This window comes from Seonamhaeicola maritimus (assembly GCF_008056315.1).
Taxonomy (GTDB): Bacteria; Bacteroidota; Bacteroidia; order Flavobacteriales; family Flavobacteriaceae; genus Seonamhaeicola; species Seonamhaeicola maritimus.
This window is the reverse complement of sequence record NZ_VRKQ01000018.1, coordinates 203,148-229,671: the sequence shown is the minus strand read 5'-3', so window position 1 is coordinate 229,671 and position 26,524 is coordinate 203,148. Positions and strand designations below refer to the sequence as shown.

21 protein-coding genes are annotated in these 26,524 nt (G+C 33.5%); 18 read left to right on the top strand and 3 right to left on the bottom strand.

Features of this window, described 5'->3' with window-relative positions:
• Window positions 1–2: 2 nt before the first annotated feature.
• The 6 genes from FUA22_RS15910 (at window position 3) to FUA22_RS15885 (ending at window position 9,153) form a co-directional block, all read left to right on the top strand.
• Window positions 3–1,193 (top strand): acetyl-CoA C-acyltransferase, encoded by a 1,191-nt coding sequence (locus FUA22_RS15910; protein WP_147769579.1) that lies wholly within the window; start codon window positions 3–5, stop codon window positions 1,191–1,193.
• Between the two features lie 21 nt (window positions 1,194–1,214).
• Entirely contained in the window at window positions 1,215–3,020 is a 1,806-nt protein-coding gene (locus tag FUA22_RS15905) for an acyl-CoA dehydrogenase family protein (RefSeq protein WP_147769578.1), read from the top strand.
• Window positions 3,021–3,117: 97 nt separating this feature from the next.
• Window positions 3,118–3,585 (top strand): DUF6265 family protein, encoded by a 468-nt coding sequence (locus FUA22_RS15900; protein WP_147769577.1) that lies wholly within the window; start codon window positions 3,118–3,120, stop codon window positions 3,583–3,585.
• A gap of 104 nt (window positions 3,586–3,689) precedes the next feature.
• Window positions 3,690–5,330: a M1 family metallopeptidase gene (locus FUA22_RS15895; RefSeq protein ID WP_147769576.1), complete on the top strand. Its 1,641-nt coding sequence runs from the start codon at window positions 3,690–3,692 to the stop codon at window positions 5,328–5,330.
• A gap of 3 nt (window positions 5,331–5,333) precedes the next feature.
• Window positions 5,334–5,909, top strand: a complete 576-nt coding sequence (locus FUA22_RS15890) for a YdeI/OmpD-associated family protein (RefSeq protein ID WP_147769575.1) — start codon at window positions 5,334–5,336, stop codon at window positions 5,907–5,909.
• A 37-nt stretch (window positions 5,910–5,946) separates the two neighbouring features.
• The gene (locus tag FUA22_RS15885; RefSeq protein WP_147769574.1) at window positions 5,947–9,153 is read left to right on the top strand and encodes a VPS10 domain-containing protein; all 3,207 of its coding nucleotides are present in this window, start codon (window positions 5,947–5,949) and stop codon (window positions 9,151–9,153) included.
• A 51-nt stretch (window positions 9,154–9,204) separates the two neighbouring features.
• Here the strand turns inward: FUA22_RS15885 and FUA22_RS15880 are convergent, their stop codons facing one another.
• Window positions 9,205–9,882, bottom strand: a complete 678-nt coding sequence (locus FUA22_RS15880; protein WP_147769573.1) for a Crp/Fnr family transcriptional regulator — start codon at window positions 9,880–9,882, stop codon at window positions 9,205–9,207.
• 106 nt (window positions 9,883–9,988) lie between these two features.
• Here FUA22_RS15880 and FUA22_RS15875 point away from each other — a divergent pair, with 106 nt between their 5' ends.
• The 12 genes from FUA22_RS15875 to FUA22_RS15820 all read left to right on the top strand — a co-directional run bounded on the left by FUA22_RS15875 (window position 9,989) and on the right by FUA22_RS15820 (window position 24,165).
• Complete coding sequence (locus FUA22_RS15875) at window positions 9,989–12,364, top strand: heavy metal translocating P-type ATPase (RefSeq protein WP_147769572.1); 2,376 nt, start codon at window positions 9,989–9,991, stop codon at window positions 12,362–12,364.
• 193 nt (window positions 12,365–12,557) lie between these two features.
• Complete coding sequence (gene ccoS, locus FUA22_RS15870) at window positions 12,558–12,743, top strand: cbb3-type cytochrome oxidase assembly protein CcoS (RefSeq protein WP_147769571.1); 186 nt, start codon at window positions 12,558–12,560, stop codon at window positions 12,741–12,743.
• A gap of 11 nt (window positions 12,744–12,754) precedes the next feature.
• Complete coding sequence (gene ccoN, locus FUA22_RS15865; protein WP_147769570.1) at window positions 12,755–14,941, top strand: cytochrome-c oxidase, cbb3-type subunit I; 2,187 nt, start codon at window positions 12,755–12,757, stop codon at window positions 14,939–14,941.
• An 18-nt stretch (window positions 14,942–14,959) separates the two neighbouring features.
• A complete protein-coding gene (locus FUA22_RS15860) occupies window positions 14,960–15,145 on the top strand; it encodes a CcoQ/FixQ family Cbb3-type cytochrome c oxidase assembly chaperone (RefSeq protein WP_147769569.1) in 186 nt (61 codons plus the stop codon).
• Window positions 15,142–16,080: a cbb3-type cytochrome c oxidase N-terminal domain-containing protein gene (locus tag FUA22_RS15855; RefSeq protein WP_147769568.1), complete on the top strand. Its 939-nt coding sequence runs from the start codon at window positions 15,142–15,144 to the stop codon at window positions 16,078–16,080. Before FUA22_RS15860 ends, FUA22_RS15855 begins: the two co-directional genes overlap by 4 nt.
• Window positions 16,081–16,157: 77 nt before the next feature.
• Entirely contained in the window at window positions 16,158–17,582 is a 1,425-nt protein-coding gene (gene ccoG, locus FUA22_RS15850) for a cytochrome c oxidase accessory protein CcoG (protein WP_147769567.1), read from the top strand.
• Window positions 17,583–17,718: 136 nt separating this feature from the next.
• Window positions 17,719–18,165, top strand: coding sequence for a FixH family protein (locus tag FUA22_RS15845; protein ID WP_147769566.1), 447 nt, complete (start codon window positions 17,719–17,721; stop codon window positions 18,163–18,165).
• A gap of 2 nt (window positions 18,166–18,167) precedes the next feature.
• A complete protein-coding gene (locus FUA22_RS15840) occupies window positions 18,168–18,869 on the top strand; it encodes a sulfite exporter TauE/SafE family protein (RefSeq protein ID WP_147769565.1) in 702 nt (233 codons plus the stop codon).
• Between the two features lie 201 nt (window positions 18,870–19,070).
• The gene (locus FUA22_RS15835; RefSeq protein WP_147769564.1) at window positions 19,071–19,742 is read left to right on the top strand and encodes a TetR/AcrR family transcriptional regulator; all 672 of its coding nucleotides are present in this window, start codon (window positions 19,071–19,073) and stop codon (window positions 19,740–19,742) included.
• A gap of 2 nt (window positions 19,743–19,744) precedes the next feature.
• The gene (locus FUA22_RS15830) at window positions 19,745–21,409 is read left to right on the top strand and encodes a peptidase domain-containing ABC transporter (RefSeq protein WP_147769563.1); all 1,665 of its coding nucleotides are present in this window, start codon (window positions 19,745–19,747) and stop codon (window positions 21,407–21,409) included.
• Between the two features lie 3 nt (window positions 21,410–21,412).
• Entirely contained in the window at window positions 21,413–22,771 is a 1,359-nt protein-coding gene (locus FUA22_RS15825) for an HlyD family secretion protein (RefSeq protein WP_147769562.1), read from the top strand.
• Entirely contained in the window at window positions 22,768–24,165 is a 1,398-nt protein-coding gene (locus tag FUA22_RS15820; RefSeq protein ID WP_147769561.1) for a TolC family protein, read from the top strand. Before FUA22_RS15825 ends, FUA22_RS15820 begins: the two co-directional genes overlap by 4 nt.
• A gap of 76 nt (window positions 24,166–24,241) precedes the next feature.
• Here the strand turns inward: FUA22_RS15820 and FUA22_RS15815 are convergent, their stop codons facing one another.
• Window positions 24,242–25,075, bottom strand: a complete 834-nt coding sequence (locus FUA22_RS15815) for a universal stress protein (RefSeq protein ID WP_317132114.1) — start codon at window positions 25,073–25,075, stop codon at window positions 24,242–24,244.
• Window positions 25,076–25,089: 14 nt separating this feature from the next.
• Window positions 25,090–26,454, bottom strand: coding sequence for an oxygen-independent coproporphyrinogen III oxidase (gene hemN, locus FUA22_RS15810; RefSeq protein ID WP_147769560.1), 1,365 nt, complete (start codon window positions 26,452–26,454; stop codon window positions 25,090–25,092).
• Window positions 26,455–26,524 lie beyond the last annotated feature (70 nt).

Genomic DNA, 26,524 nt, shown 5'->3' with positions numbered 1-26,524 from the left:
CAATGAAAACCGCATATATAGTTAAAGCATACAGAACTGCTGTTGGGAAAGCACCAAAAGGTTTGTTCCGTTTTAAGAGAACCGATGAATTAGCTGCTGAGACCATTCAGCATATGATGAAAGAACTGCCTCAATTAGATAAAACTAGAATTGATGATGTAATTGTTGGTAATGCAATGCCTGAAGGTTCACAAGGTTTAAATATGGCACGCCTAATTTCCTTAATGGGTTTAGATAGCGTTGATGTTCCTGGTGTAACAGTGAACAGGTTTTGCTCATCTGGTATTGAAACCATTGCCATTGCTGCAGCCAAAATCCAATCCGGAATGGCAGAATGTATTATTGCAGGTGGTGCAGAAAGTATGAGTGCAGTACCCATGACTGGGTTTAAACCAGAATTAAACTATGATATTGTTAACGCTGGTCATGAAGATTATTACTGGGGTATGGGAAATACAGCCGAAGCCGTTGCTAATCAGTTTAAAGTATCTAGGGAAGACCAAGATGAATTCGCATATAATTCTCATATGAAAGCTCTAAAAGCTCAATCTGAGGATAGATTCCAAGATCAAATTATTCCTATAGAAGTGAATCAAACTTATATCAATTCCAACGGAAAAAAAGCAAATAAGAGTTATAACGTTACAAAAGATGAAGGCCCAAGAAAAGGAACTAATTTAGAAGCTCTCGCAAAATTAAGACCGGTGTTTGCTCAAGGAGGTAGTGTAACTGCAGGAAATTCATCTCAAATGAGTGATGGTGCCGCATTTGTTATGGTTATGAGTGAAGAAATGGTTAAAGAACTAAACTTAGAACCTATTGCCAGATTAGTAAATTATGCCGCAGCGGGTGTTGAACCTAGAATTATGGGAATTGGTCCAGTAAAGGCTATCCCAAAAGCTTTGAAATTAGCTGGTTTAAAACAGAACGATTTAGAACTTATTGAATTGAACGAAGCCTTTGCTTCTCAATCAATTGCAGTAATCAGAGAATTAAATCTTAACCCAAACATCATTAATGTTAATGGTGGTGCCATTGCTTTAGGACACCCATTAGGTTGTACAGGAACTAAACTTTCTGTACAGTTATTTGATGAAATGCGTAAACGCAATATGAAAGGTAAATATGGAGCCGTTACCATGTGTGTTGGAACTGGTCAAGGGGCTTGCGGTATTTTTGAATTTTTGAATTAAATCTCAAAATCTACTTAAACAATGGAAGAAAAAAATATATTAAGAGGTGGTCAGTTTCTTGTAAAAGAAACCAATTGTGAAGATGTTTTCACACCAGAAGATTTCAATGAAGATCAGCTTATGATGAAAGAAGCTGTAACCGAATTTGTTGATAGAGAAATTTGGGCAAAAAAAGCACAGTTTGAAAATAAGGATTATGATTTAACGGAGTCCTGCATGCGTAAAGCTGGCGATCTCGGATTCTTAAGCGTCGCTGTTCCTATGGAATATGGCGGCATGGGCATGGGTTTTGTAGACACTATGCTTGTTTGCGATTATATTTCTGGTGCAACAGGTTCTTTTAGTACCGCTTTTGGTGCTCATACTGGTATTGGTACCATGCCAATTACATTATACGGAACCGAAGAACAAAAGCAAAAATACGTCCCAAAACTTGCTACAGGGGAATGGTTTGGATCGTATTGTTTAACAGAGCCAAGTGCAGGAAGTGATGCTAACTCTGGTAAAACAAAAGCTGTTCTTTCTGAAGATGGTAAATCATATAAGATCACTGGTCAAAAAATGTGGATTTCCAATGCTGGCTTTTGTAGTCTTATGATAGTTTTTGCCAGAATTGAAGATGATAAATATATTACAGGGTTTATTGTTGAATATGACCCTGAAAACCCAAATGGTATAACCATGGGTGAAGAAGAACATAAATTAGGTATTCGTGCCTCATCAACACGTCAAGTATTCTTTAATGACACCATTGTTCCAATTGAAAATATGTTGTCAGTAAGAGGAAATGGCTTCAAAATTGCAATGAATGCTCTTAATGTTGGAAGAATAAAATTAGCTGTTGCTTGTTTAGATGCCCAACGAAGAACCATTACAGAATCTATTAAATATGCCAACGAGCGTATTCAGTTTAAAACGCCTATTTCTAGTTTTGGAGCTATTCGCCAAAAAATAGCAGAAATGGCCACTAACTGTTGGGTTGGAGAAGCCGGATGTTATAGAGCTGCAAAAAATATTCAAGATAGAATTGAACTAAGACAGACCAATGGCAAAGATTCTCACCCAGAAGCAGAATTAAAAGGAGTTGAAGAATATGCCATAGAGTGCTCTATACTAAAAGTAGCAGTCTCTGAATTTGTTCAAAGATGTACTGATGAGGGTATTCAAATTTTTGGTGGTATGGGATTCTCAGAAGAAACACCAATGGAATCTGCCTGGAGAGATGCCCGTATATCAAGAATTTATGAAGGCACCAACGAGATAAACAGGATGTTGAGTATTGGTATGCTTATTAAAAAAGCTATGAAAGGTCATGTTGATGTATTAACACCAGCCATGGCTGTGAAAGATGAGCTAATGGGTATTCCATCATTTGATACACCAGATTTCTCGGAATTATTTTCAGAAGAAAAAAGCATTATTAAAAACCTGAAGAAACTATTCTTAATGGTAGCTGGTGCCGCCTTAGAAAAATATGGAGAGAAAATTGAAGAACAGCAACAACTTATGCTAGCTTCGTCAGATATTTTAATTCAAATCTATTTAGCCGAATCTGCTATTTTAAGAGCAGAAAAAATGGCCAAAAAAAATGGAGAAGAAAATGCTAAAGAAGAAATTGCCATGGCGAAATTAAATCTATTCCACGCTATTGATGTTATAGAAACTGCTGGTAAACATTCTATTATTTCATTCTCTACAGGAGATGAACAACGCATGATGCTTATGGGATTAAAACGCTACATCAAATACGTTAATATGCCTAATATCATTGAATTAAGAAATATCATTGCAGACAAGGTAACTAAAGAAAATAAATATTGCTTTTAAGTATAAAAGTAGGTGACTAATTCAAATTTAAAAATGCTTCAAAAAACACTTTTTTGAAGCATTTTTTATTTTCAGTAAATTTATACAAACTAAGGCTATGAAAATTCTCATCTATATACTCCTTTTGATTCCCATTTCCTTTTTAGGTCAGGAACAAAAAAAACTTGAACCTAAACTAGAAAATATTTCATGGATTTCTGGTAATTGGAAAGGTGAAGCATTTGGAGGCATCACAGAAGAGAATTGGAGTACGCCTTCTGGTGGTTCCATGATGGCAACCTTCAAATTAATTAATAATAACAAAGTTTCTTTTTATGAAATTGAAATCATTAGGCAGCTTGAAAATACGTTAATTCTGCAATTGAAACACTTTCATAACGATTTAAAAGGTTGGGAAACAAAAGATGAAACCGTAGATTTCCCATTAAAATATATTACCAAAGACAAAGTGGTTTTTGAAGGAATGAGTTTTGAAAAAGTAAATGATAAAGAAATGAATGTTTATGTAGATATGCATGAAAAAGACGGAACCACAAAAACTATAAAATTTAATTACACCAAATAATTGGCATTATTTTTTGAAACCACTTTGGTTTAAAACTAAAAAACATTAAATAAATTTTAACTTAATACTATTCGATTTTAAATAAATTTGAATAAAATCAAAAAATGAGAAAAACTATCACCTTCCTCCTATTTTTATTTCTTTCTATCAATTTTGCTCAAGCACAAGTACTTTCAAAAAAAGAACATTTCACAAGACAAGATACGCTTAGAGGTTCTATAACTCCAGAGCGCGAATGGTGGGATTTAACCTATTATCACTTAGATATTAAAGTTGAACCAGATAAAAAATTCATTTCTGGTAAAAATACAGTTCAGTACAAAGTTTTAGAAAATAATTCCGTTATGCAAATTGATTTGCAACCACCATTAAAACTTACTAAAGCAATCCAAAATGAAGAAGAACTAGAAGTTAAACATGATGGTAATGCTCATTTTATAACCTTAAACCAATCTCAAGAAATTGGAACTGTAAATTCTTTAGAAGTACATTATGAAGGAAATCCTAGAGAAGCAATTAGAGCACCATGGGATGGAGGTATTTCATGGGAGAATGATAGTAATGATAATCATTTTATAGCATCGTCATGCCAGGGCTTAGGCGCCAGTGTTTGGTGGCCTTGTAAAGACCATATGTATGATGAAGTAGACAGTATGCTTATTAGTGTAAATGTCCCTGATAAACTCACAAATGTTTCTAACGGAAGACTTAGGTTGGTTGAGCAAATAGGTGATACAAAAACGTTTCATTGGGTTGTGAAAAACCCAATTAATAATTACGGTGTTAACATCAATATAGGTGATTATGTGAACTTTTCTGAGGTTTATGATGGCATGGCAGGAAATCTGGATATGAATTATTACGTATTAAGAGATAATTTAGAAAAAGCCAAAGAACAATTTAAACAAGCACCCAAAATGATGAAGGCATTTGAACATTGGTTTGGACAATATCCATTTTATCGTGATAGTTTTAAATTAGTGGAAGTACCCTATTTAGGAATGGAACATCAAAGTAGCGTTACCTATGGCAACGGTTATAAAAACGGTTTTAGAGGTGGAGATTGGTCTGGTAGCGGCTGGGGATTAAAATTTGATTATATTATTATTCATGAAGCTGGTCATGAATGGTTTGCTAATAACATTACCTACAAAGATGCAGCCGATATGTGGATTCATGAAAGTTTTACCACTTATTCCGAAAGCTTGTATTTAGATTATCATTTTGGAAAAAAAGCAGCATCAGAGTATATCATAGGTACTCGAAAAGCCATAACCAATGACAAACCAATAATTGGCACATATCATGTGAATCATGAAGGGTCTTCTGATATGTATTATAAAGGTGCAAGTATTTTGCATACTCTTAGACAACTCATAGAGGATGATGAAAAATGGCGTAAGATTCTAAGAGGATTAAATACTGAATTTTATCATCAAACTGTTACCACCAAACAAATTGAAGATTATATAAGCGAACAAACAGGCATTGATTTAACCGAGTTTTTCAATCAGTATTTACGAACCATTAAAGTTCCAACTCTAGAATATAAAATTGAAGGTAAAACTATAAAATACCGTTGGACAAACATCATTGATAAGTTCGACATGCCTATTCAAATTAAAATTAATGAAAAAGAACAGTGGCTATTCCCAAAGGCGGATTGGAACACGTTATCTTCTGATAAGAAAATTGAAACCTTTGAAGTAGATCCTGATTTTTATGTTGAATCTAAAAAGATTTAATCATTGAACGATTTCCCAGAACTTTATTTTGAACGAGATACCGATTGGTATGATTGGTTATTAAAAAACCACCATCAAGATAAAGGCGTCCATTTGATTTTCTATAAACTAGAAACTAAAATTCCTACCATGCGCTGGGAACAAGCTGTTAAGGTAGCGCTTTGTTTTGGCTGGATAGATTCGACTGTAAAAGGTTTAGGCAATGGTAAACGAATGCAATATTTCTGTAGAAGAAACCCTAAAAGCAATTGGAGTGCACTTAACAAACGTTATATAAAAGAATTAGAATCTTCCGGATTAATCCATGAGTTTGGTTACAAATCTATAGACCTTGCCAAAGAAAATGGTTGTTGGTCTTTTATGGATGACGTTGAAAACGGGATTATTCCATCCGATTTACAAACAGAATTTGATAAAAACCCAAGAGCTTTTGAAAACTATCAAGGCTTCTCAAAAGGTTACCAAAAAGGCTACTTATCTTGGTTAAAAAGTGCAAAAAGAGAAGCAACAAGAGCAAACCGGATTTCAGAGATTATTAAATATTGTAATGCGAACGTCAAATCTAGAAATCTCTGGTAAAAGTTCACTAAATTTAAAACTAAACTAAACCACCAACATGAGAAAATATGCTACGCTTATAATGCTTTTAAGTATTGTATTCCTTTCTGCTCAGGAAATTTCAATGGATTTATTAAAAAACATGCACCCACGTAATATTGGTCCTGGGGGTATGTCAGGTAGAGTCACAGCAATTGATGTAGTAAACTCAAATCCAGATATCATTTATGCTGGAACTGCTTCTGGTGGCTTATGGAAATCTACTTCAGGTGGTATAAAATGGGAACCTATTTTTGACAATGAAGTTACAGCATCTATCGGTGCGGTTGCTATCCAGCAATCTAACCCTAGTGTTATTTGGGTGGGTACCGGAGAAGGGAATCCTAGAAATAGTTTGAATGGTGGTTTTGGTATCTATAAATCTTTAGATGGTGGAAAAAACTGGATGTTAATGGGATTAGAAAAAACACGTCATATACATAGAGTAGTCATTGACCCTACTAACCCTAACATAATTTATGCGGCCTCTATTGGATCTCCTTGGGGAGAACATCCAGAGCGCGGTATTTACAAAACTACCGATGGTGGTAAAACTTGGAATAATATTCTATTTACAAACAATAAATCGGGAGCTGCCGATTTGGTGATGGATCCAACAAATCCAAATAAGTTAATTGCCGCCATGTGGGAACATAAAAGAGACCCTTGGTTTTTTAATTCTGGTGGAAAAGGTTCTGGTTTGCATATAACTCATGACGGTGGTGAAACATGGAAAAAGTTAACAGATAAAGATGGCTTACCAAATGGTGATTTAGGCCGTATAGGTATAGCCATTGCTCCTAACAAACCAAGCGTCATATACGCTCTAATTGAAGCCAAAAAGAATGCCTTATATAAAAGTGAAGATGGAGGTTTTAAATGGAATAAAATAAATGATAAAAATGACATTGGAAATCGCCCATTTTACTATTCCGATATTTTTGTAGATCCTGAAAATGAAAACAGAGTGTATTCGGTTTTCACCTATGTTAATGTAAGTGAAGATGGTGGTAAAAACTTCAAACAACTCATGCCGGCTTATGGTGCAAATAATGGCGTTCATCCAGACCATCATGCTTGGTGGATTCACCCAACAAATGGCAATTATATGATTGATGGGAATGATGGCGGTCTCAATATCACAAAAGATGGAGGTAAAACTTGGCGTTTTATTGGCAACCTTCCTTTAGCCCAATTTTATCATATAAGTGTAGATAATGACATTCCATATAATGTTTATGGCGGCATGCAAGATAATGGGTCTTGGAAAGGTCCAGCATATGTTTGGAAAGAACAAGGCATCAGAAATTCTTACTGGCAAGAAATTAGTTTTGGAGATGGATTTGATGTTGTACCAGATAAAGAAAATTCAAGATTTGGCTGGTCTATGAGTCAACAGGGTAATGTAACCTATTATGATGCGGAAACAGGGAACAACATGAGGGTAAAACCAACACATCCGGATGGAGAAACAAGACTTCGGTTTAATTGGAATTCTGCAATCAATATAGACCCATTTGATTCTAACACCATTTATTTTGGAAGTCAGTTTGTTCACAAATCTACCGACAAAGGACTTACTTGGACTATCATTTCTGATGATTTAACAACCAATGATCCAGAAAAACAAAAACAAAGTGAAAGTGGTGGTTTAACCTTAGATGCCACAGGAGCCGAAAACCATTGTACTATTTTGGTTATTGAACCTTCTCCATTAGAAAAAGGTATGATTTGGGTTGGTACAGATGATGGACGCATTCATGTCACTCAAAATGGAGGGCAGACTTATACTGAAGTATCAAAGAATATTAAAGATTTACCTGTTGGAAGTTGGATTCCTCAGATAAAAGCTTCTAACAAGAATAAAGGTGAAGCGCTTTTAATAGCTAATGATTATAGACGATTTAACTATACACCATACGCCTATAGAACTAAAGATTATGGAAGAACATGGAAACGTATTGTTGATGAAAAGGATGTTAAAAGCTATACGCTTTCAATAGTAGAGGATTTAGAAGAACCTAATTTATTGTTCCTAGGAACAGACGATGGATTATATGTTTCCTTTGATGCGGGTGAAAACTGGACAAAATGGACAGAGGGCTTTCCAACGGTATCTATAAAAGATTTGATTATTCACTCAAGGGAACATGATTTAATTATTGGAACTTTTGGTAGAGCCGCTTGGGTTTTAGATGATATAAGACCGCTAAGAGCTATGGCTAAAAACAAACAGATGATTAATCAAAAATTAGAGTTATTTGAACCGCCCACTGCTTATTTAGCTGCTTATCATCAACCAACAGGGAGTAGGTTTGGTGGTGATGCTTTATATAATGGTGAAAACCGAAAAGGAATAGCTCAAATTTCTTATTATGTTAAAATTGATAAGAAGAAAACTGATGATGCTAAAGAGGAGAAAAAAGATAACGAAGAAGATGTTGATTCAGAGACCTTGGAAGTTAAATGGGATTCCTTAACAATGAAAATTTATGATGGTGACCGATTAATTAGAACTTTAAAACAAAAAGCACCAAAGGAGAGCGGTATTCAAAAATGGATGTGGCCATCATTAAATGAAAAAGGACCTGACCGACCTTCTAGAACATTTAGAAAAAGTACTAGAGAACCAAGTGGCACAAAGGTAAAACCAGGCAAATACAAATTAGTTCTGCATTTTGGAGATCAAACTTCAGAAAAAATGCTTACTGTTAAAAGTGATCCGCGCTTAAACGTTACTAAAAATGCTATTAATGAAGTGTATAATGCTTCAAAAGAGCTTGAGACACTAACTCAAATAACTTCTGATGCTGTTAAACAATTAGCAGAGAGTAAGCAAATTGCTGATAAATATCAATCTGAATTGATAAAGCTTGACAAAGAAAAGTATAAAGATGCCATTAAATCTTGTAAAGACATCACGAAAAGTATAGATGCCTTATTAGATATGTACCTTGGAAAAGTTGATAAAAGACAAGGTATTACCAGAAACTCTGAAATGACTATTTCTAGGAGAATTAATTTAGCAAATGGTTATGTAAAATCAAGACAAAATGGTTTAACAAATACAGAGACTACACTTATTAATCATGCAAAAAAAGCTGTGAAAGATGGAATAGAGAAAACGAATACCTTTTTTAATGAAGATTGGAAATCATTCAGAAATAATATTGAGAAAATAAATATTTCAATATTTAAAGATATTAAGACCTTCAAACTAAATTAAAAAAAAGGCTCTGAAACATTTCAGAGCCTTTTTTTATCTTTTATTTTCTAACTATTCAACTCTCTTAAGAGCTTCTATATCTTCAATTTTAATCTGTTTTCCTACTGCAGAAATCAAACCCTCTTTTTTAAATTGAGAAAGCACCCTAATTGCAGACTCTGTAGCTGTTCCAACAATATTAGCAAAATCTTCTCTAGATAATAGAACGCTTAAAGTGCCATCAGGATTTGTACCAAAACTATTATGAATATAAATTATGGTTTCTGCTAACCTCTGTCTAACAGATTTTTGAGCCATATTTACAATAACATCATCCGCTTCTCTTAGGTCTTTAGCCATATCTTTTAAAACATCAAAAGTAAAATCAGGGTTTTTATGTAGATCAGCCAAAATCTCACTTTTCGGAATAAAACAAACTTCCATATCATTTAATGCAGTGGCTTGTAAATTAGAACGCTCTTCACTTACAACAGATCGTTGCCCTAGCAAATCACCTTTAACAACCATTTTCACAATCTGGTCCTTTCCGTTCGCACTTAACTTTGTCAACTTACAAATACCATCTCGTACACAGTAAACGCCATTTAGCACCTCTCCTTCTTCAAAAATAACTTCTCCCTTTTTAATTTTCCTAGAAGTCTTACAACCAGAAATTCGGACTAACTCATCCTTAGTCAAGGCTTTAAGAGAATTAAACTGTTTAATTATACATTGTTCACACTTACTCATACCATATTAATTCAAGATTTGTAAAAATAAGTAAATCATGACAAATATCATATTTAAATTTTCACTAACTTTTCACCTTTGCAACAGGTAAATTTGAGCAAATATTATGGAGCATAAAACATGTTTCCACTGCGGATTAGATGCTACATCTTCCGAGATTCTTTATGACGATAAATCATTTTGTTGTAACGGTTGTAAAACTGTTTACGAGATTTTTTCTGCAAATGATTTAACGTGTTATTATGATTTACAAAATGCTCCAGGAGCCACCCCTAAAGAAGTTGCTGGTAAATACAATTTTTTAGAAAATGATAAAATTGTAGACCAATTATTAGAGTTTAATAATGATGATATTCAAATTGTAAGTTTATACATTCCGCATATTCATTGTAGCTCTTGTATTTGGATTTTAGAAAATTTGAATAAACTACATCCTTCAGTAAGTTCTTCTATTGTGAACTTTGGAAAGAAGACTGTTAGAATAACTTATAACAGTGAACAGTTATCTCTTAAAAACCTTGTTGAGCTATTGAGTAGTATTGGTTACGAACCTTATATTAGTTTAGAAGACTATAGTGTTGGTAAAAAAAGAATTGACCGATCCTTAATTTATAAATTGGGTGTGGCAGGTTTTGCTTTTGGTAATGTTATGTTTTTATCATTTCCAGAGTATTTTGAAGTTGGTGAATTTTGGCTTGAACAATATAAGCACCTGTTCCGATGGCTCATGTTTGGATTTAGTTTACCCGTTGTTTTTTATTCAGCTCAAGACTATTTTATTTCAGCATATAAAGGGCTTCGATCTAAAATTTTAAATATTGATGTTCCCATTGCTTTGGGCGCTTTGGTTTTATTTGTTAGGAGTACTGCAGAAATTATTTTTGATGCTGGCTCTGGCTTTTTTGACAGTTTAACTGGTTTGATTTTCTTTTTACTTTTGGGTAAATTTTTCCAACAGAAGACCTATTCATTTTTATCATTTGAGCGTGATTATAAATCGTATTTCCCAATAGGCATTACCAAAATCAATCAAGAAGGAAAAGAAGAATCTGTTCAAGTTTATGATATTGAAAAAGGTGACCGATTGCTTATAAGAAACGAAGAACTAATTCCTGTTGATTGTATTTTAATTAAAGGGAAAGCCCGTATTGATTATAGTTTTGTTACTGGTGAATCTAAAACCGTTACTAAAAAATCTGGCGATAAGTTGTTTGCTGGTGGAAAGCAAATTGAGGGTAATATTGAAGTGGATGTTTTAAACTCTGTAGAGCAAAGTTACTTAACACAACTCTGGAGTAATGATGTGTTTAAAAAAGATAAACAATTATCGTTCACTACCCTTACAAATAGAATTAGCAAAAACTTTACTATTACTATTTTATTAATAGCATTGATTGCAACAAGTTATTGGCTTATAAATGATTCTAGTAAAGCTTTAAATGTATTTACAGCAGTTTTAATTATAGCTTGCCCCTGCGCCATAGCTTTGTCTGCACCATTTACATTTGGAAATATTTTACGCATTCTTGGAAAGAAGAAATTCTATCTTAAAAATGCCAGCGTTATAGAGCAACTGGCAAAAATAAATACCATTATTTTTGATAAAACAGGCACCATTACCTCAAACAAAGAAGCTACTATTAGTTATGAAGGTGAAACACTTTCTGATTTGGAGGAATCTCTATTAAAAAGTACTTTAAGAGGTTCAAACCATCCTTTAAGCAGATCTTTATATAATCTTTTAGCTGACCATGACATTCTAACTTTAGATAGTTATGAAGAGCATATTGGTAAAGGCATTGAAGCAAAACATCATGAGAAAAATATAAAAGTAGGCTCTGCTCCTTTTGTTGGATATTCTGCCGTAACCTCAACATTGAATACAGCCGTTCATGTGAGTACAAATAATGAATACAAAGGAAAATTTACTTTTTACAATGCCTACAGAAAAGGGCTTTCAAAACTCTTCAACCTTCTTAAAAGAGAGTACGATTTGGTCATTTTATCTGGGGATAATGCCGGGGAAAAAGAGAACTTAACAAAGTTACTCCCTCCTAAAGCTAAATTGTTATTCAATCAGAAGCCAGAAGATAAATTAGAATACATAAAATTTCACCAAAGCGAAGGCGCCAATGTTTTAATGATTGGTGATGGTTTGAATGATGCAGGAGCTTTGGCACAAAGTAACGTGGGAATTGCAATTTCTGAAAATGTAAATGTGTTTTCACCTGCTTGTGATGCTATTTTAGATGCTTCTAAATTTAACGAGCTTGTTAATTATTTGAAGGTTTCTAAATCGGCCATTAAAATCATAAAATGGAGTTTTGTACTCTCATTTATCTATAATATTATTGGTCTTTATTTTGCAGTTACCGGCCAGTTAGCACCTGTAGTTGCTGCCATTTTAATGCCTTTGAGTTCTATTAGCATTGTAGTATTTACAACCATTTGCACTAACATTGTTGGCAGGAAACTAAAATGATAATTGAGAGATATTTGGCGGATAGTTGCGTTAGGGATTGCAAAGAAAAGCCCACAACGAGGCACGAGTGAGGACTTGAAATGGAAAGCCCGACCCCGAAGGGGTAACGGCCAAAAAACGAAACCAAACATGACATTTGTCATATTTTTAAAAAACATATGAAAGTATTTTTGACGCGTAACTTCAATTAGGTATGAGTGTTATATATATTTTACTAGCTATAAGCATTGTTGTAGCTGTTGGTTTCTTTGTAGCCTTTATTATAGCTGTAAAGAGTGGACAGTATGATGATAGCTATACGCCGTCTGTACGTATGCTTTTTGAAGACGAACTTGTTAAAGAAAAATCAGATAATTCAATACTAACCAAAAAAGATTAACAACAACTATTATGGAAATGCAACAATTTCATTACGATAACAAAATCGTTACAAAGTTCATTTATGCCACAATAATTTTTGGGGTTGTTGGGATGGCAGTAGGTTTACTGTTAGCATTTATGTTTTTATTCCCAAACCTTACTGATGGTATTTCGTGGCTTAGTTTTGGTAGGCTAAGACCTTTACATACCAATGCTGTTATTTTTGCCTTTGTTGGTAACGCTATGTTTGCGGGTGTTTATTACTCACTGCAGCGCTTACTCAAAACACGTATGGCAAGTGACTTGTTAAGTAACATTAACTTTTGGGGCTGGCAACTTATTATTGCAGCTGCAGCTATTTCACTTCCTTTAGGGTATACCACTTCTAAGGAATATGCCGAATTAGAATGGCCAATTGACATTGCCATTGCTCTTATATGGGTAGTGTTTGGAGTTAATATGATTTGGACTATTTTAAAACGAAGACAACGTCATTTATATGTTGCTGTTTGGTTTTATATAGCCACATTTATCACTGTTGCTGTACTGCATATTTTTAATAGTTTAGAATTACCAGTAAGTGCCATGAAAAGTTACTCGGTTTACGCCGGTGTACAAGATGCCTTAGTACAATGGTGGTACGGACATAATGCCGTAGCATTCTTTTTAACTACGCCTTTCTTAGGATTGATGTACTACTTTGTTCCTAAAGCAGCTAACAGACCTGTGTATTCTTATAGGCTTTCTATTGTTCACTTCTGGTCGTTAATCTTTATTTATATATGGGCAGGACCTCACCATTTATTATATACTGCTTTACCAGAGTGGGCTCAAAACTTAGGTGTTGCCTTTTCTGTAATGTTATTAATGCCTTCTTGGGGTGGTATGATTAATGGTTTATTAACCTTAAGAGGTGCTTGGGATAAAGTTAGAACAGATCCTGTTTTAAAATTCATGGTTGTAGCTATTACTGGTTATGGTATGGCAACTTTTGAAGGCCCAACATTATCATTGAAAAATGTAAATGCCATTGCTCACTTTACTGACTGGATTATTGCCCACGTACACGTTGGTGCTTTAGCTTGGAACGGTTTTATGGCATTCGGTATTATTTACTATTTGATTCCAAGGTTATTTAAAACAAAATTACACTCATTGCCTTTAGCTAACATGCATTTCTGGCTAGGAACTTTAGGTATTATTATATACGCTTTACCAATGTATGTTGCTGGTTTCACACAAGCTAGTATGTGGAAACAGTTTAATCCTGATGGGACTTTAGTTTATGGTAACTTCTTAGAAACTGTAACTGAAATTATCCCGATGTATTGGATGCGTGCCATAGGTGGTACACTTTATATTGTTGGTATGTTAATATTAGTTTACAATATTATTGTAACTATTAAAAACGGTAGCAAAGTTGAAGATGAATTAGCTGAAGCGCCAGCATTAGAGCGCGTTACTAAAAAACGTACTGCTAGTGAAGGTTGGCATACTTGGTTAGAAAGAAGACCAATACAATTAACTTTATTAGCAACAGTAGCTATTTTAATTGGTGGTATTATTCAAATTGTACCAACCATAATGGTAAAATCAAACATTCCTACTATAGCCAGTGTAGAACCATATACACCATTAGAGCTTGAAGGTAGAGATATCTATATCCGTGAAGGTTGTGTGGGTTGTCACTCTCAAATGATTCGTCCGTTTAGAAGTGAAGTAGAGCGCTATGGAGAATACTCTAAAGCTGGTGAATTTGTTTATGATCATCCATTCTTATGGGGTAGTAAACGTACTGGACCAGACGTTCATAGAATTGGAGGTAAATATTCGGACAACTGGCACTTTAACCACATGTATGACCCACAAAGTACATCATCTGGTTCAATCATGCCACGTTACCCATGGTTAATTACTGGTTCATCTAGTACGCTTGATAAATCTGATACAGAAGCTAAAATGAGAGCCATGGTGAGCTTAGGAGTGCCTTATTCTGATGAAGATATTGCCAATGCACAACAAAGTATGTTAGACCAAGGTGCTCAAATTGAAGAGAACTTGCATTCTGATCCTGATTTTGCCGAAACATATGCGGCAGATAAGAAATATGCAGCAGATAACGGTGAAGAATTTGTTGAGATGAAGAACAGAGAAATTGTTGCTCTAATTGCTTATTTACAAAGATTAGGAACTGACATAAGCAAAGGAACAGAATAATCATCAAAACTAGTAATCATGTTAAAATTTGTAAAAAATCATATGGAGAGTATTACGGGAATAGAGATTTACCCTATTATCTCGTTGCTCATCTTTTTCATCTTTTTTGTAGCACTGTTTTGGTGGGTATTTACCGCAAAAAAAGACTACATAAACACTGTTAGTAATATTCCTTTAGACAACCAAAACGACGACACATTATGAGAAAATTAATTCCATCTTGGGTAAGAGTACCCATCGTATTCTTCATCATCTTCGGAGTTGTAGAATTCTTTATAGATTCAGGCGATAAACCAGCCTTCATAGAATACCCAGTAGTCTTGCTGTTTCTGTTTTTAGTTCTTCTAATTTTAATAGCAATTGAAGCTATAGTAGGAGCCTTAGAAAATGTAATGCTTCATAAATTAGATGAAGAAGCTAAAGCTAAATTTTTAGCTGAAAAAGAAAGTGGCTTTAAGTTCACTTGGTTGAAAGAAACATACACAAAACTTCTTGGTCAGAAACCTATAGAGGAGGAAGGTGAAATTATACTAGACCATAATTATGATGGCATAAAAGAGCTTGATAACAATTTACCACCTTGGTGGTTGTACGGGTTTTACATCACCATTGTTTTTGCGGCAGTTTATCTATTAAGATATCATGTTTTTGATGCTGGAGGACAATTTGATGAATTAGAAACTGAATTAGCCGATGCCAAAGCAGCTATTGAGGAGTACAAAAAAACAGCTAAAGATTTAGTTGATATTAACACCGTGACATTATTAACAGAGGCCGGTGATTTAAATGCTGGTAAAGATATTTTCAACACTAACTGTGTGGCTTGTCATATGGCTGATGGTGGTGGTGGTATTGGACCAAATTTAACTGATGAAAATTGGATTTTAGGTGGAGGTATTAAGAATGTATTTAAAACAGTTTCTGAAGGTGGGCGTTCCGGGAAGGGTATGATTGCTTGGAAATCGCAATTAAAACCATCGCAAATAGCACAAGTATCTAGTTACTTATTAAGTTTACAAGGTACTACACCTGCTAATCCAAAAGGACCAGAGGGTGATGTTTGGGTTGATGAAAGTGCGGAAACAGAAGCACCAGCAGAAACAGAAACAACATCAGAAACAGAGGTACCAGTAGAATAAAACTAAACAACAACTAAACTATATTTCCTGATTCCCTTTGTTTTTAATGAACAAAGGGAATCTTAAACTCGAATCAATTGGAAACCCCCGATAAAGAAAACTTTAGAGATTCTATTGGCACCATTACCGAAGAAGGTAAAAGGGCTTGGGTTTTTCCTAAAAAACCGAGTGGTAAGTATTACGACAGAAGAAAGCTTGTTAGCTACGGTTTATTGATATTCTTATTGGCTTCTCCATTTATTAAAATAAGTGGTAACCAGTTTTTAATGTTCAATGTACTAGAGCGCCGTTTTAACATTTTTGGGTTTCCGTTTTGGCCTCAAGATTTTCACCTGTTTGTTATCTCCATGTTAATTGGAGTCATTTTTATTACGTTGTTTACAGTTGCATTTGGTCGTATTTTTTGTGGTTGGATTTGTCCGCAAACCATTTTTATGGAAATGGTTTTCCGTAGAATAGAATATTGGATTGAAGGTGATAGAGGCAAACAAATGCGCCTTAAAAAACAAGCTTGGGATGCTGAAAAGATTAGGAAAAGAACACTTAAACATGTCATTTTTGTAATTTTTTCTTTTTTGATTGCTAATGTGTTTTTAGCTTATTTAATAGGAAGTGATAGGTTAATTCAATACATAATAGATGGTCCGTTTAGCCATATGGGAACATTAATCCCATTAATAATTTTTACGGCTGTATTCTATTTTGTCTTTGCTTGGTTTAGAGAACAAGTTTGCGTTATTGCTTGTCCGTACGGAAGATTACAAGGCGTTCTTTTAGATACTAAATCTGTTGTTGTTGCTTACGATTATAAGCGTGGTGAAGGCCCTAGCGGAAGGAAGAAGTTTAGAAAAAATGAAGATAGAGATGCTTTAGGTCATGGTGATTGTATTGATTGTAATCAATGTGTAAACGTTTGCCCAACAGGAATAGATATTAGAAACGGCACACAGCTAGAATGTGTTAACTGTACCGCTTGTATTGATGAATGTGATCATATAATGGAGAGTATCAATCTTCCAAAAGGGTTGATACGTTATGCTAGTGAAGATAACATTAAAAACAAAGTACCTTTTAAGCTGTCGGCTAGAATGAAAGGTTATATTGCTGTACTAAGTATTTTAATTGGTATTCTAACAGGAATGTTGTTTTTAAGAAATGATGTTGAAGCCAATGTTTTGAGGCTTCCTGGACAATTATATGAGCATAAAGAGAATAACATAATTAGTAATGTTTTTACCTATAAGCTGGTTAATAAAACAACTAAAGAGATAGAAGATGTAAGCCTGAAATTGACGTCGCACAAAGGGACTTTAAAGTTAGTTGCTACCAGTGATAACTTTACGGTACCAAAACAAGGTATAGCTGAAGGGACATTATTTATTGAAATAAATAATTCGGCATTAACAGGAGATAGAAATAAAATTAAAATAGGTGTTTACGTTGATGACAAATTAATCGAAACTTGTACGGCTAATTTTTTAGGCCCTAGAAGTTACAAGTAAACACTTAATTGGAGGTAGAAAGACGGAAGTAAAAGATTGCATTAAGGATTGAGGTATTGTTGAAGCTCCTTGAAAAGAGCGACTACCGAAAGCCTGACCCGAGGTATGAAGGGAAATGCTATAAAAAACAAAAGTGATGAAAGTAAATTGGGGAACAGGAATTGTACTGGCATTTATAGGGTTTATAGCTTTTATAATGTACTTTATTGTGTCTATGAATGTTGACGACAAATATGATCATGACTTAGTTACCGAAGATTATTATGCCGAAGAATTGGCGTATCAAAAAGAAATTGACAAACTAAAAAACGCAAAAGCTTTAAGCGAAAATATTACATACAAAAAGACTGAGGAAGGCTTAACCATTTTGTTCCCAAGCAATATTGATTATAAACAAATTACAGGAAAATTGTTCCTATATAGGCCATCTAACAAACAACTAGATTTTGAAAGTGACATTTCATTATCTAATCCACATTTGCTCATACCTGACACCCGTTTGGTAGATGGCCGTTGGAACATTAAAGTTGATTGGCAATATAATGGAAATTCTTATTTATTTAAAGAATCTATAAATTATTAATTATGCTGTTGTCAGCATTTGTTTTAGGACTATTAGGAAGTTTCCACTGTGTGGGAATGTGTGGTCCTATTGCCTTTATGCTTCCTGTAGATAGAACAAATTCCTTTAAAAAAGTTTCTCAAATCACTATTTATCACATTGGTAGACTATTAGCTTATAGTCTAATAGGGTTGGTTTTTGGTCTTATAGGAAAGAGCCTTTATCTATTTGGTTTTCAGCAACAGCTATCAATAGCTATTGGAATTTTAATGATTGTTTTGGTTTTAATACCGCAGCACAAACTAAATAAATACGGTGTTTCAAAACCCATTTATAAATTAATATCTAAAGTTAAATCTGCGTTGGGAAACGCTTTAAAGAAAAAATCGGCTGATACGTTTTTAACTATTGGATTCCTTAATGGGTTTTTACCTTGTGGGTTGGTTTATATGGCTGTTTTTGGAGCCATTACAGGTGGTAATGCTTTTCAGGGCAGTTTATATATGATACTTTTTGGATTGGGAACCATTCCTCTAATGACCACCGCTATTTATGTAAGTCACTTCTTAAAAGGTAGTGTTAGGCAAAAAATTCAAAAAGCAATTCCTGTTTTTGTAATTATTATTGGAGCTCTATTTATTGTTAGAGGCCTTGGCCTTGGTATTCCTTACATCTCTCCTGCTCCTGTTTATGACGTAGTGAATGGTGCTGTAGAGTGTCATTAAAACGATATTGTAATAAGCAGTTAGCTTTTAAATTCCTTTTCTCATTCTTTACACAATAACATAACACCTTCAACAACAACATATTAACATTGTTTCCTGTTGGTTTATAAGATTTTATTATAATAATGATTAATAAAATCAATAGCTTTATTTTCTTTATTAATAGTATTACTATTAATTTTGCACTTAAATTTATTAATTATGGATAAGCTATTTGCAAATTTGAAGATTATAGTACCTGAAAAGATTTATGTCAAAGATCCTGAATCATCAGATCTAGGTAAGCGAATTGTTGAGCATAGTATTAAACTTATTGATGAGGCAGGTTTTGAAGCATTTACCTTTAAAAAACTTGGTTCACTAATTGGCTCAAATGAGAGCTCTATTTACAGGTACTTTGAAAGTAAGCATAAGCTTCTAGTTTATTTATCATCATGGTATTGGGCATGGATTGAATATCAATTAGTATTTGAAACCCATAGCTTAAACCCCACTGACAAACTCAAAAAAGCAATTGAGATTATTGCAAGACGTACTAAAGAAGATTCAAAGTTTTCACATATAAATGAAGTAACTTTAAATAAAATCATTGTAAATGAAAACTCCAAATCCTTCTTAACTAAAGAGGTAGATCAAGAGAATAAAGACGGATATTTTGTTATTTATAAACGCATTGTTCATAGGTTGCGCGATATGATTAAGGACATAAATCCAGATTATGAATTCCCATCTAGTTTAGCCAGTACAATCATTGAAGGTAGTTTACATCAGCATTTCTTAAAGGATCATTTTAAATCCATTACAGATTGTAAAACTGGGGTTACTCCAGTGCATTTTTACCAAAACCTTGTATTTAACACCTTGAAATCTTAATCATGAAAAACAAACAAATGACCCCTTGGTTACGCTTAGTTGGACTGCTTCAATTAGAAAAAAGGGATATTTTACAAGTTTTTTACTATGCTATTTTTGCAGGTATCGTAGCCCTTTCATTACCCCTAGGTATTCAAGCAATTATTAACCTAATTCAAGGAGCTCAAATATCCACCTCTTGGATAGTTTTGGTTATTCTGGTAACTCTAGGCGTTGCATTTTCAGGTGCATTGCAATTAATGCAACTAAGAATTATTGAAACCATACAGCAACGCATATTTACACGGTCTTCTTTTGAACTAGCGTATCGCTTTCCAAAAATAAAAATGTCGGAGTTACGTAATTATTATCCGCCTGAATTGGCAAATCGTTTTTTTGACACTCTTACAATTCAAAAAAGTCTATCCAAAATTTTAATTGATGTACCAACGGCTGTTTTGCAAATATTATTTGCATTAATACTATTATCATTTTACCATCCGTTCTTTATCATTTTTGGTCTCCTACTTTTGATTCTCATTTTCGTGGTTTTCAGATTTACAGCTATAAAAGGACTTGAAACCAGCTTAAAAGAATCAAAAAACAAATATAAAGTTGCTCATTGGATCCAAGAAATAGCGCGTTCTGTCATTAGTTTCAAACTCTCTGGGAGCACAAACTTAGGCATAAATAAAAATGACGAATTAGTACATAATTACCTTAACGCAAGAGAAAGTCACTTTAAAATTTTGATGCTACAGTTTATCCAAATGATAAGTTTTAAGGTTATTGTAACCGCAAGTTTGTTATTAATTGGTGGTGCTTTAGTTCTAAATCAAGAAATGAATATTGGTCAGTTTGTTGCTGCAGAAATCATCATAATATTAGTTATTGCATCAGTTGAAAAGCTTATTCTAGGTTTAGAATCGTTTTACGACACCTTAACTTCACTAGAAAAAATTGGCCAAATTGTAGATAAAAATTTAGAAAGCCAAAGCGGAGAATCTCCTCAATTTAAAAAAGGTTTTCAAATTGAATTAGAAAAGGTGGCTTATGAAGTTGACAATAGAGATAAACATATTTTAAGAGATATCTCATTAAAAATAACTCCATCTAGTAGAATACTAATTAAAGGAGAAAGTGGTTCTGGTAAATCTACACTTTTAAGATTGATTGCAGGGGTTATTCAGGCTACTTCTGGTCATATTTACGTCAATGATATGTCCATAAACAGTCTACATTTAAACTTCTACAGGTCTCAGTTAGGGTTATCATTATCAGACGAAACCCCCTTTGAAGGTTCTATTAGAGAAAACTTGACTTTTGGAAACACTAATATTTCAGATGAAAAGATTTATGAAGTCCTTAATGTTGTAGGACTCAAAGCCTTTATAAAAGAACAATCAGAAGGTTTAAACACTATGCTTTATCCTGATGGAAGACAAATGTCATATTCTTTATCTAAAAAAATTGTCCTAGCTCGTGCAATTTTAAAAGATCCAAAAGTATTAATTCTTGAAGACGCTTTGGATAGGTTTAATAGAACGGAGACAAAAGCAATTGTTGATTATTTATCACACAAAGACCAGCCCTGGGCACTCATTGTTGTTAGTTTCAGTAGCGTTTGGATGGATAAATGTAAGGAAATCATCACTTTAGAAAAGGGTAAAGTAAAATCTAAAAACTAAATTATGCTCAATATATCTCATAACCAATTAAACAAAAAAATCGATTTGAGTAAATTCAAATCTGGTGAGAATATAATGAACCGAAAATATTATAAATTTTTCAATAGGTTTTTATTGGCTGCGGCTATTATTCTTTTTATTGTTTTGTTTTTACCCTGGACCCAGAATATTACAGGGCAAGGTATTGTTACTACATTAAAACCCAACCAAAGACCTCAACATATTATGTCTCAAATTCCGGGACGTATCGAGGAATGGTTTGTTCAAGAAGGTGATTTTGTAAAAGCAGGAGATACCATTTTAAGAATTTCGGAAGTAAAAAGTGATTACTTTGATGATAAACTGGTTGAACGTACTAACGACCAAATTGAGGCAAAATCGTCATCAGTAACTGCTTATGAAGGTAAAGTAGAAGCATTAAACAGACAGATTACAGCATTGCAGGATGAGCAAAGTTTAAAATTAGAGCAAACTAGAAATAAATTAATACAATCGCAGCTAAAAGTTAAAAGCGATAGCATAGATTTAGAAGCATCAAAAACGAATTTAAAAATAGCCGAAACACAATTTAATAGAATTAAAACCCTACAAGAAGAAGGGTTAAAAGCTATAAAGGATGTTGAAGAAAAAAGGCTAAAGCTTCAAGAAACTCAAGCTAAGTTCATTTCACAACAGAATAAATATTTAGCCAGTAAAAATGAAGCCATAAATGCTAAAATAGAGTTATCACGAACCAATGCTTCTTATGCAGATAAAATTTCGAAAGCACAAAGCGATATGTTTACAGCTCAATCTGGTCAGTTTGACACACAAGCCCAAGTAACCAAATTAGAGAACACATATACTAATTATAAAAAGCGTAGTAGCTTACTTTATGTTACAGCTCCACAAAGTGGCTTTATTAATAAAGCTTTAACTGGTGGTATTGGTGTTACCTTTAAAGAAGGTGAAGAATTAGTTGGTATCATGCCATCACAATACGACTTAGCTGTTGAAACATATGTAAGACCAATTGATTTGCCGCTACTTCATATTGGCGAAAAAGTACGTATTCAATTTGATGGATGGCCTGCAATTGTATTTAGCGGGTGGCCAAATGTTTCTTATGGAACTTATGGTGCCGAGGTTGTGGCTATAGAAAACTTTATTAGTGATAATGGAAAATTTAGAGTTTTACTTGCTCCAGATAACAAAGATTATTCTTGGCCTGAAGCCATAAGGGTAGGTTCAGGAGCTAAAACAATTGCACTTTTAGAAGACGTACCTATTTGGTTTGAACTTTGGCGACAGATTAACAGTTTCCCTCCAAATTATTATCAGCCTAAAGAAGCTAAAACAGCCTCAAAAAAAGATAAAAAATGAGACTTTTTTTAACATATATATTATTGCTTGTAATTAGCACGGTTAAAGCTCAGGACAATAATACAGTATTGACCTTAGATGAATACTTAGGCTACATTAAATCATTTCACCCTATAGTAAAACAAGCTAATCTTGTAATAAAAGAAAGTGAAGCAAAATTAATGAAAGCCAGAGGTGCTTTTGACCCTAAGCTTGAAGTTGATTATGATAGAAAAATATTTAAAGAAACAGAATACTATGATAAACTAAGTGCTAGTTTTAAAATACCTACTTGGTTTGGCATAGAGTTAAAAGGCAATTTTGAAGAAAACACCGGAGATTTTTTAAACCCTCAAGCAATTGTACCAACAGATGGCCTTTATAGCGCTGGAGTATCAATTCCTGTTGCCAAAGATTTATTAACAAATAATAGAATGGCTACTTTAAGGCAATCAAAATTATATATTCAACAAGCTCAGGCAGACAGACAACTTTTGGTGAACAATATTTTGTATAATGCTACCACAACTTATTTTGACTGGTTAAGACATTATAATGACAAACGAGTATATGAGAACTTTTTAAGCAATGCCGAAGTACGCTTTAATGGAATTAAAAAAAGTTATGAAGTAGGCGATAAACCAGCTATTGACACATTAGAGGCACGTATTACATTAAACAACAGGAAACTAAATCTTGAAAAATCTAAAATAAAGTTTATTAAATCTTCTTTAGAATTATCCAATTATTTGTGGTTGAATGAAAACACCCCTATTGAAATAACAGAAAACATAATTCCTGACACAAATACTATTGAAATCATTGACACAGTTTTAAACACCTCTGGTTTAGACATAGAGGGCTATAATATTGAGGACCATCCAAAGTTAAAATCTTTAGACTTCAAATATCAAAGTCTAAATATTGAAAAGAAATTAAAACTTAATAATCTTTTACCACAAATAGACTTACAATATAATTTCTTGTCTCAAACGCCAGAAATTGTGCGCTCCTTTAGCACATCTGCTTACAAAAGCGGTATAAACATAAATCTTCCTTTGTTTTTAAGAAAAGAACGGGGTGATTTAAAATTGGCTAAATTAAAGTTACAGGATACTAAATTTGAATTACAAAATACTAGATTGAGTCTGAAAAATAAAATTAATGCCATTAACCAAGAACTAGAATCTTATATTTTACAAAACGATTTTACTTTAACTATAGTAGATGATTATTCAAAACTACTATCTGCAGAAGAACGTAAATTCTTTTTAGGAGAGAGTTCTTTATTTCTTGTTAACTCTAGAGAATCTAAACTAATTGACTCTAAATTAAAAGCCATTGAAATAGAAAACATTTTTTTAAATACTAAAGCCAATTTGTTCAATGTTTTAGCCTTATCAGATATTCAATAAAAAAGAAAAGCATCAATTCCATAAATAATAGAATCAACGCCTTTCCCGAAATTAATTAACCAAGCTTTAAATATCTCTATATTTTAAATGTCATTACAGGTAGGGTAGCATGATTTGCAACATCTTCCCCAACGCTTCCCTGGAAGAAATGTGCTAAACCTTTTCTGCCATGCGTTGGTACAATTATTAAGTCTGCACCCAATTTATTAGCGCTATTTAAAATACCATCTTCAACCGTATAATCAGACACGTAATGAACATCACTCATATTATTTAAATTCCCTTCTGCTTTTGTAAAAAAGTTTACTACTTCATTTTCTATTTCAATTGAACTCTTAAACCTATCATTTGGAAGGTTTACATGAATCAGATACATTTTAGAATCCATATTACTAAACATATTAGAAGCTTTTAAATATGTTTCTATAGTTTCTTCCGAAAAATCACAAGCAATGGCTACAATATCAAAATTAGCCTCAAGCATATCATTTTTCACCACTAGTACAGGGATTTCAGAACTCCTTACAACCCTTTCTGTATTAGACCCAATGAAAAACTCTTTAGCTCCGCTAACACCATGAGACCCCATGACAATTAAATCGGCATCATATTTCTTAGCCACTTCATTTACTTCACTAAAAACTTTAAAATGCTTGACAATAGGCGTTATGCTAATACCTTCTAAATAATCTTTCTTTAAAAATTCTTCGAACTTCTGTTCTGCCAATTTCAAAAAGTAAATTATCTTTTGAGGTTGTTCTCCAGCTCCCGTTAGCATAATATCAGACATTTCTAACATATGTAAGGCCAGCAATTCTGCATTATTCTTTTTAGCAAGTTTGGCTGCTGCTTTTAATGCATATTCAGAGTATTCTGAAAAATCAATAGGTACAATAATTTTTTTCATCATGATTCCATTTTAAATTAAACGGTCATAGAAAACAACTGTGTATTTGGTTGCCTTCTTTGTAATAATAAATCGAAAGCCATACAAATGTTTCTAACAAATGGTTGACCTTTTTTAGTCACCTCAATACTGTTTGAATCAATACTGAGTAATCCGTCTACTTCCATTTCTTTTAACCTTATTAAGGTTTCCGGAAGCTCTTTAAAGTACAATGTATCTTGAGTCCATGCGGTTTTAAAACCACACATTAAATTAAGTATATGTTTTCTAATTATCAAATCTTCTTCGTTAAGAATATGCCCTCTGTATACAGGAATAATATCCTCTTTAAGGGCTTTGTAATAGTCTTCAATCTTCTTTACATTTTGAGAAAAACCATACCAACTATCACTAATTGAAGAAACACCTAACCCAATCATAGCTTGAGTCTTAGACGCCGTATAACCCATAAAATTTCTATGTAATGAACTGCTGTCCATAGATTTATAAAGCGAATCTGCTTTAAGAGCGAAATGATCCATTCCAATTTCATGGTATCCTACCTCCGCCAATAATTCCTTCCCTAATTCATATTGTGCCCTTTTTAATTCTGGTGAAGGCAAATCAGAATCTTCAAACCCGCGTTGTCCATTTCCTTTTATCCATGGCACGTGGGCGTAACTGTAAAACGCTAATCTATCCGGAAGTAATTCTTTTGTCTTTAATATAGTTTCCTTAACATGTTTTAAATTCTGAAATGGCAAACCAAAAATTATATCATGACCAACCGATGTATATCCAATTTCTCTGGCAGCTTCAGTAGCCTTTTTTACATTTTCAAAAGGTTGTACTCTATGAATTGCTTTTTGAACCGTTTCGTTATAATCCTGAACTCCATAACTCACGCGTCTAAAACCTATATTATATAAAGTTTGAAGGTGTTCTCTAGTGGTATTATTTGGGTGACCTTCAAAACTAAATTCATGGTTTTCTGCCAATACAGAATTTTTTAAAATACCGTTTATTAACAAGCTTAAATTCTCTGGACTGAAGAACGTTGGCGTTCCTCCTCCCAAATGCAATTCTTTTATAATGGGTTTCTCATCAAATAAATCTAAATATAGATTCCATTCTTTTAAAACCGCTTTTATATAAGGTGATTCTACACTATGCTGTTTTGTTATACGTTTATTACAACCGCAAAACGTACACAAACTTTCACAAAAAGGCAGATGAATATAAAGGCTAATACCTTCTTCTGAATTACTTTCTTTGAATGATTTTATTAACGAATCCGTCCAATTATTTAACGAAAAGGTTCCATTATCCCAATAGGGAACCGTTGGATAACTCGTATAGCGAGGACCCGCGATATTATATTTATTTACTAACGCTCTTGACATACCTAACATTTACATAACAAAATTATGACGATTGTTCATTTAAAAACATGATATATGTCATACCTATATT

What these genes read in the sequence shown, in the direction of transcription:
- FUA22_RS15910 (WP_147769579.1), top strand. Translation starts at nt 3, where the DNA reads ATGAAAACCGCATATATAGTTAAAGCATACAGAACTGCTGTTGGGAAA.
- FUA22_RS15905 (WP_147769578.1), top strand. Translation starts at nt 1,215, where the DNA reads ATGGAAGAAAAAAATATATTAAGAGGTGGTCAGTTTCTTGTAAAAGAA.
- FUA22_RS15900 (WP_147769577.1), top strand. Translation starts at nt 3,118, where the DNA reads ATGAAAATTCTCATCTATATACTCCTTTTGATTCCCATTTCCTTTTTA.
- FUA22_RS15895 (WP_147769576.1), top strand. Translation starts at nt 3,690, where the DNA reads ATGAGAAAAACTATCACCTTCCTCCTATTTTTATTTCTTTCTATCAAT.
- FUA22_RS15885 (WP_147769574.1), top strand. Translation starts at nt 5,947, where the DNA reads ATGAGAAAATATGCTACGCTTATAATGCTTTTAAGTATTGTATTCCTT.
- FUA22_RS15880 (WP_147769573.1), bottom strand. Translation starts at nt 9,882, where the DNA reads ATGAGTAAGTGTGAACAATGTATAATTAAACAGTTTAATTCTCTTAAA.
- FUA22_RS15875 (WP_147769572.1), top strand. Translation starts at nt 9,989, where the DNA reads ATGGAGCATAAAACATGTTTCCACTGCGGATTAGATGCTACATCTTCC.
- ccoS (WP_147769571.1), top strand. Translation starts at nt 12,558, where the DNA reads ATGAGTGTTATATATATTTTACTAGCTATAAGCATTGTTGTAGCTGTT.
- ccoN (WP_147769570.1), top strand. Translation starts at nt 12,755, where the DNA reads ATGGAAATGCAACAATTTCATTACGATAACAAAATCGTTACAAAGTTC.
- FUA22_RS15860 (WP_147769569.1), top strand. Translation starts at nt 14,960, where the DNA reads ATGTTAAAATTTGTAAAAAATCATATGGAGAGTATTACGGGAATAGAG.
- FUA22_RS15855 (WP_147769568.1), top strand. Translation starts at nt 15,142, where the DNA reads ATGAGAAAATTAATTCCATCTTGGGTAAGAGTACCCATCGTATTCTTC.
- FUA22_RS15845 (WP_147769566.1), top strand. Translation starts at nt 17,719, where the DNA reads ATGAAAGTAAATTGGGGAACAGGAATTGTACTGGCATTTATAGGGTTT.
- FUA22_RS15840 (WP_147769565.1), top strand. Translation starts at nt 18,168, where the DNA reads ATGCTGTTGTCAGCATTTGTTTTAGGACTATTAGGAAGTTTCCACTGT.
- FUA22_RS15835 (WP_147769564.1), top strand. Translation starts at nt 19,071, where the DNA reads ATGGATAAGCTATTTGCAAATTTGAAGATTATAGTACCTGAAAAGATT.
- FUA22_RS15830 (WP_147769563.1), top strand. Translation starts at nt 19,745, where the DNA reads ATGAAAAACAAACAAATGACCCCTTGGTTACGCTTAGTTGGACTGCTT.
- FUA22_RS15825 (WP_147769562.1), top strand. Translation starts at nt 21,413, where the DNA reads ATGCTCAATATATCTCATAACCAATTAAACAAAAAAATCGATTTGAGT.
- FUA22_RS15820 (WP_147769561.1), top strand. Translation starts at nt 22,768, where the DNA reads ATGAGACTTTTTTTAACATATATATTATTGCTTGTAATTAGCACGGTT.
- FUA22_RS15815 (WP_317132114.1), bottom strand. Translation starts at nt 25,075, where the DNA reads ATGATGAAAAAAATTATTGTACCTATTGATTTTTCAGAATACTCTGAA.
- hemN (WP_147769560.1), bottom strand. Translation starts at nt 26,454, where the DNA reads ATGTCAAGAGCGTTAGTAAATAAATATAATATCGCGGGTCCTCGCTAT.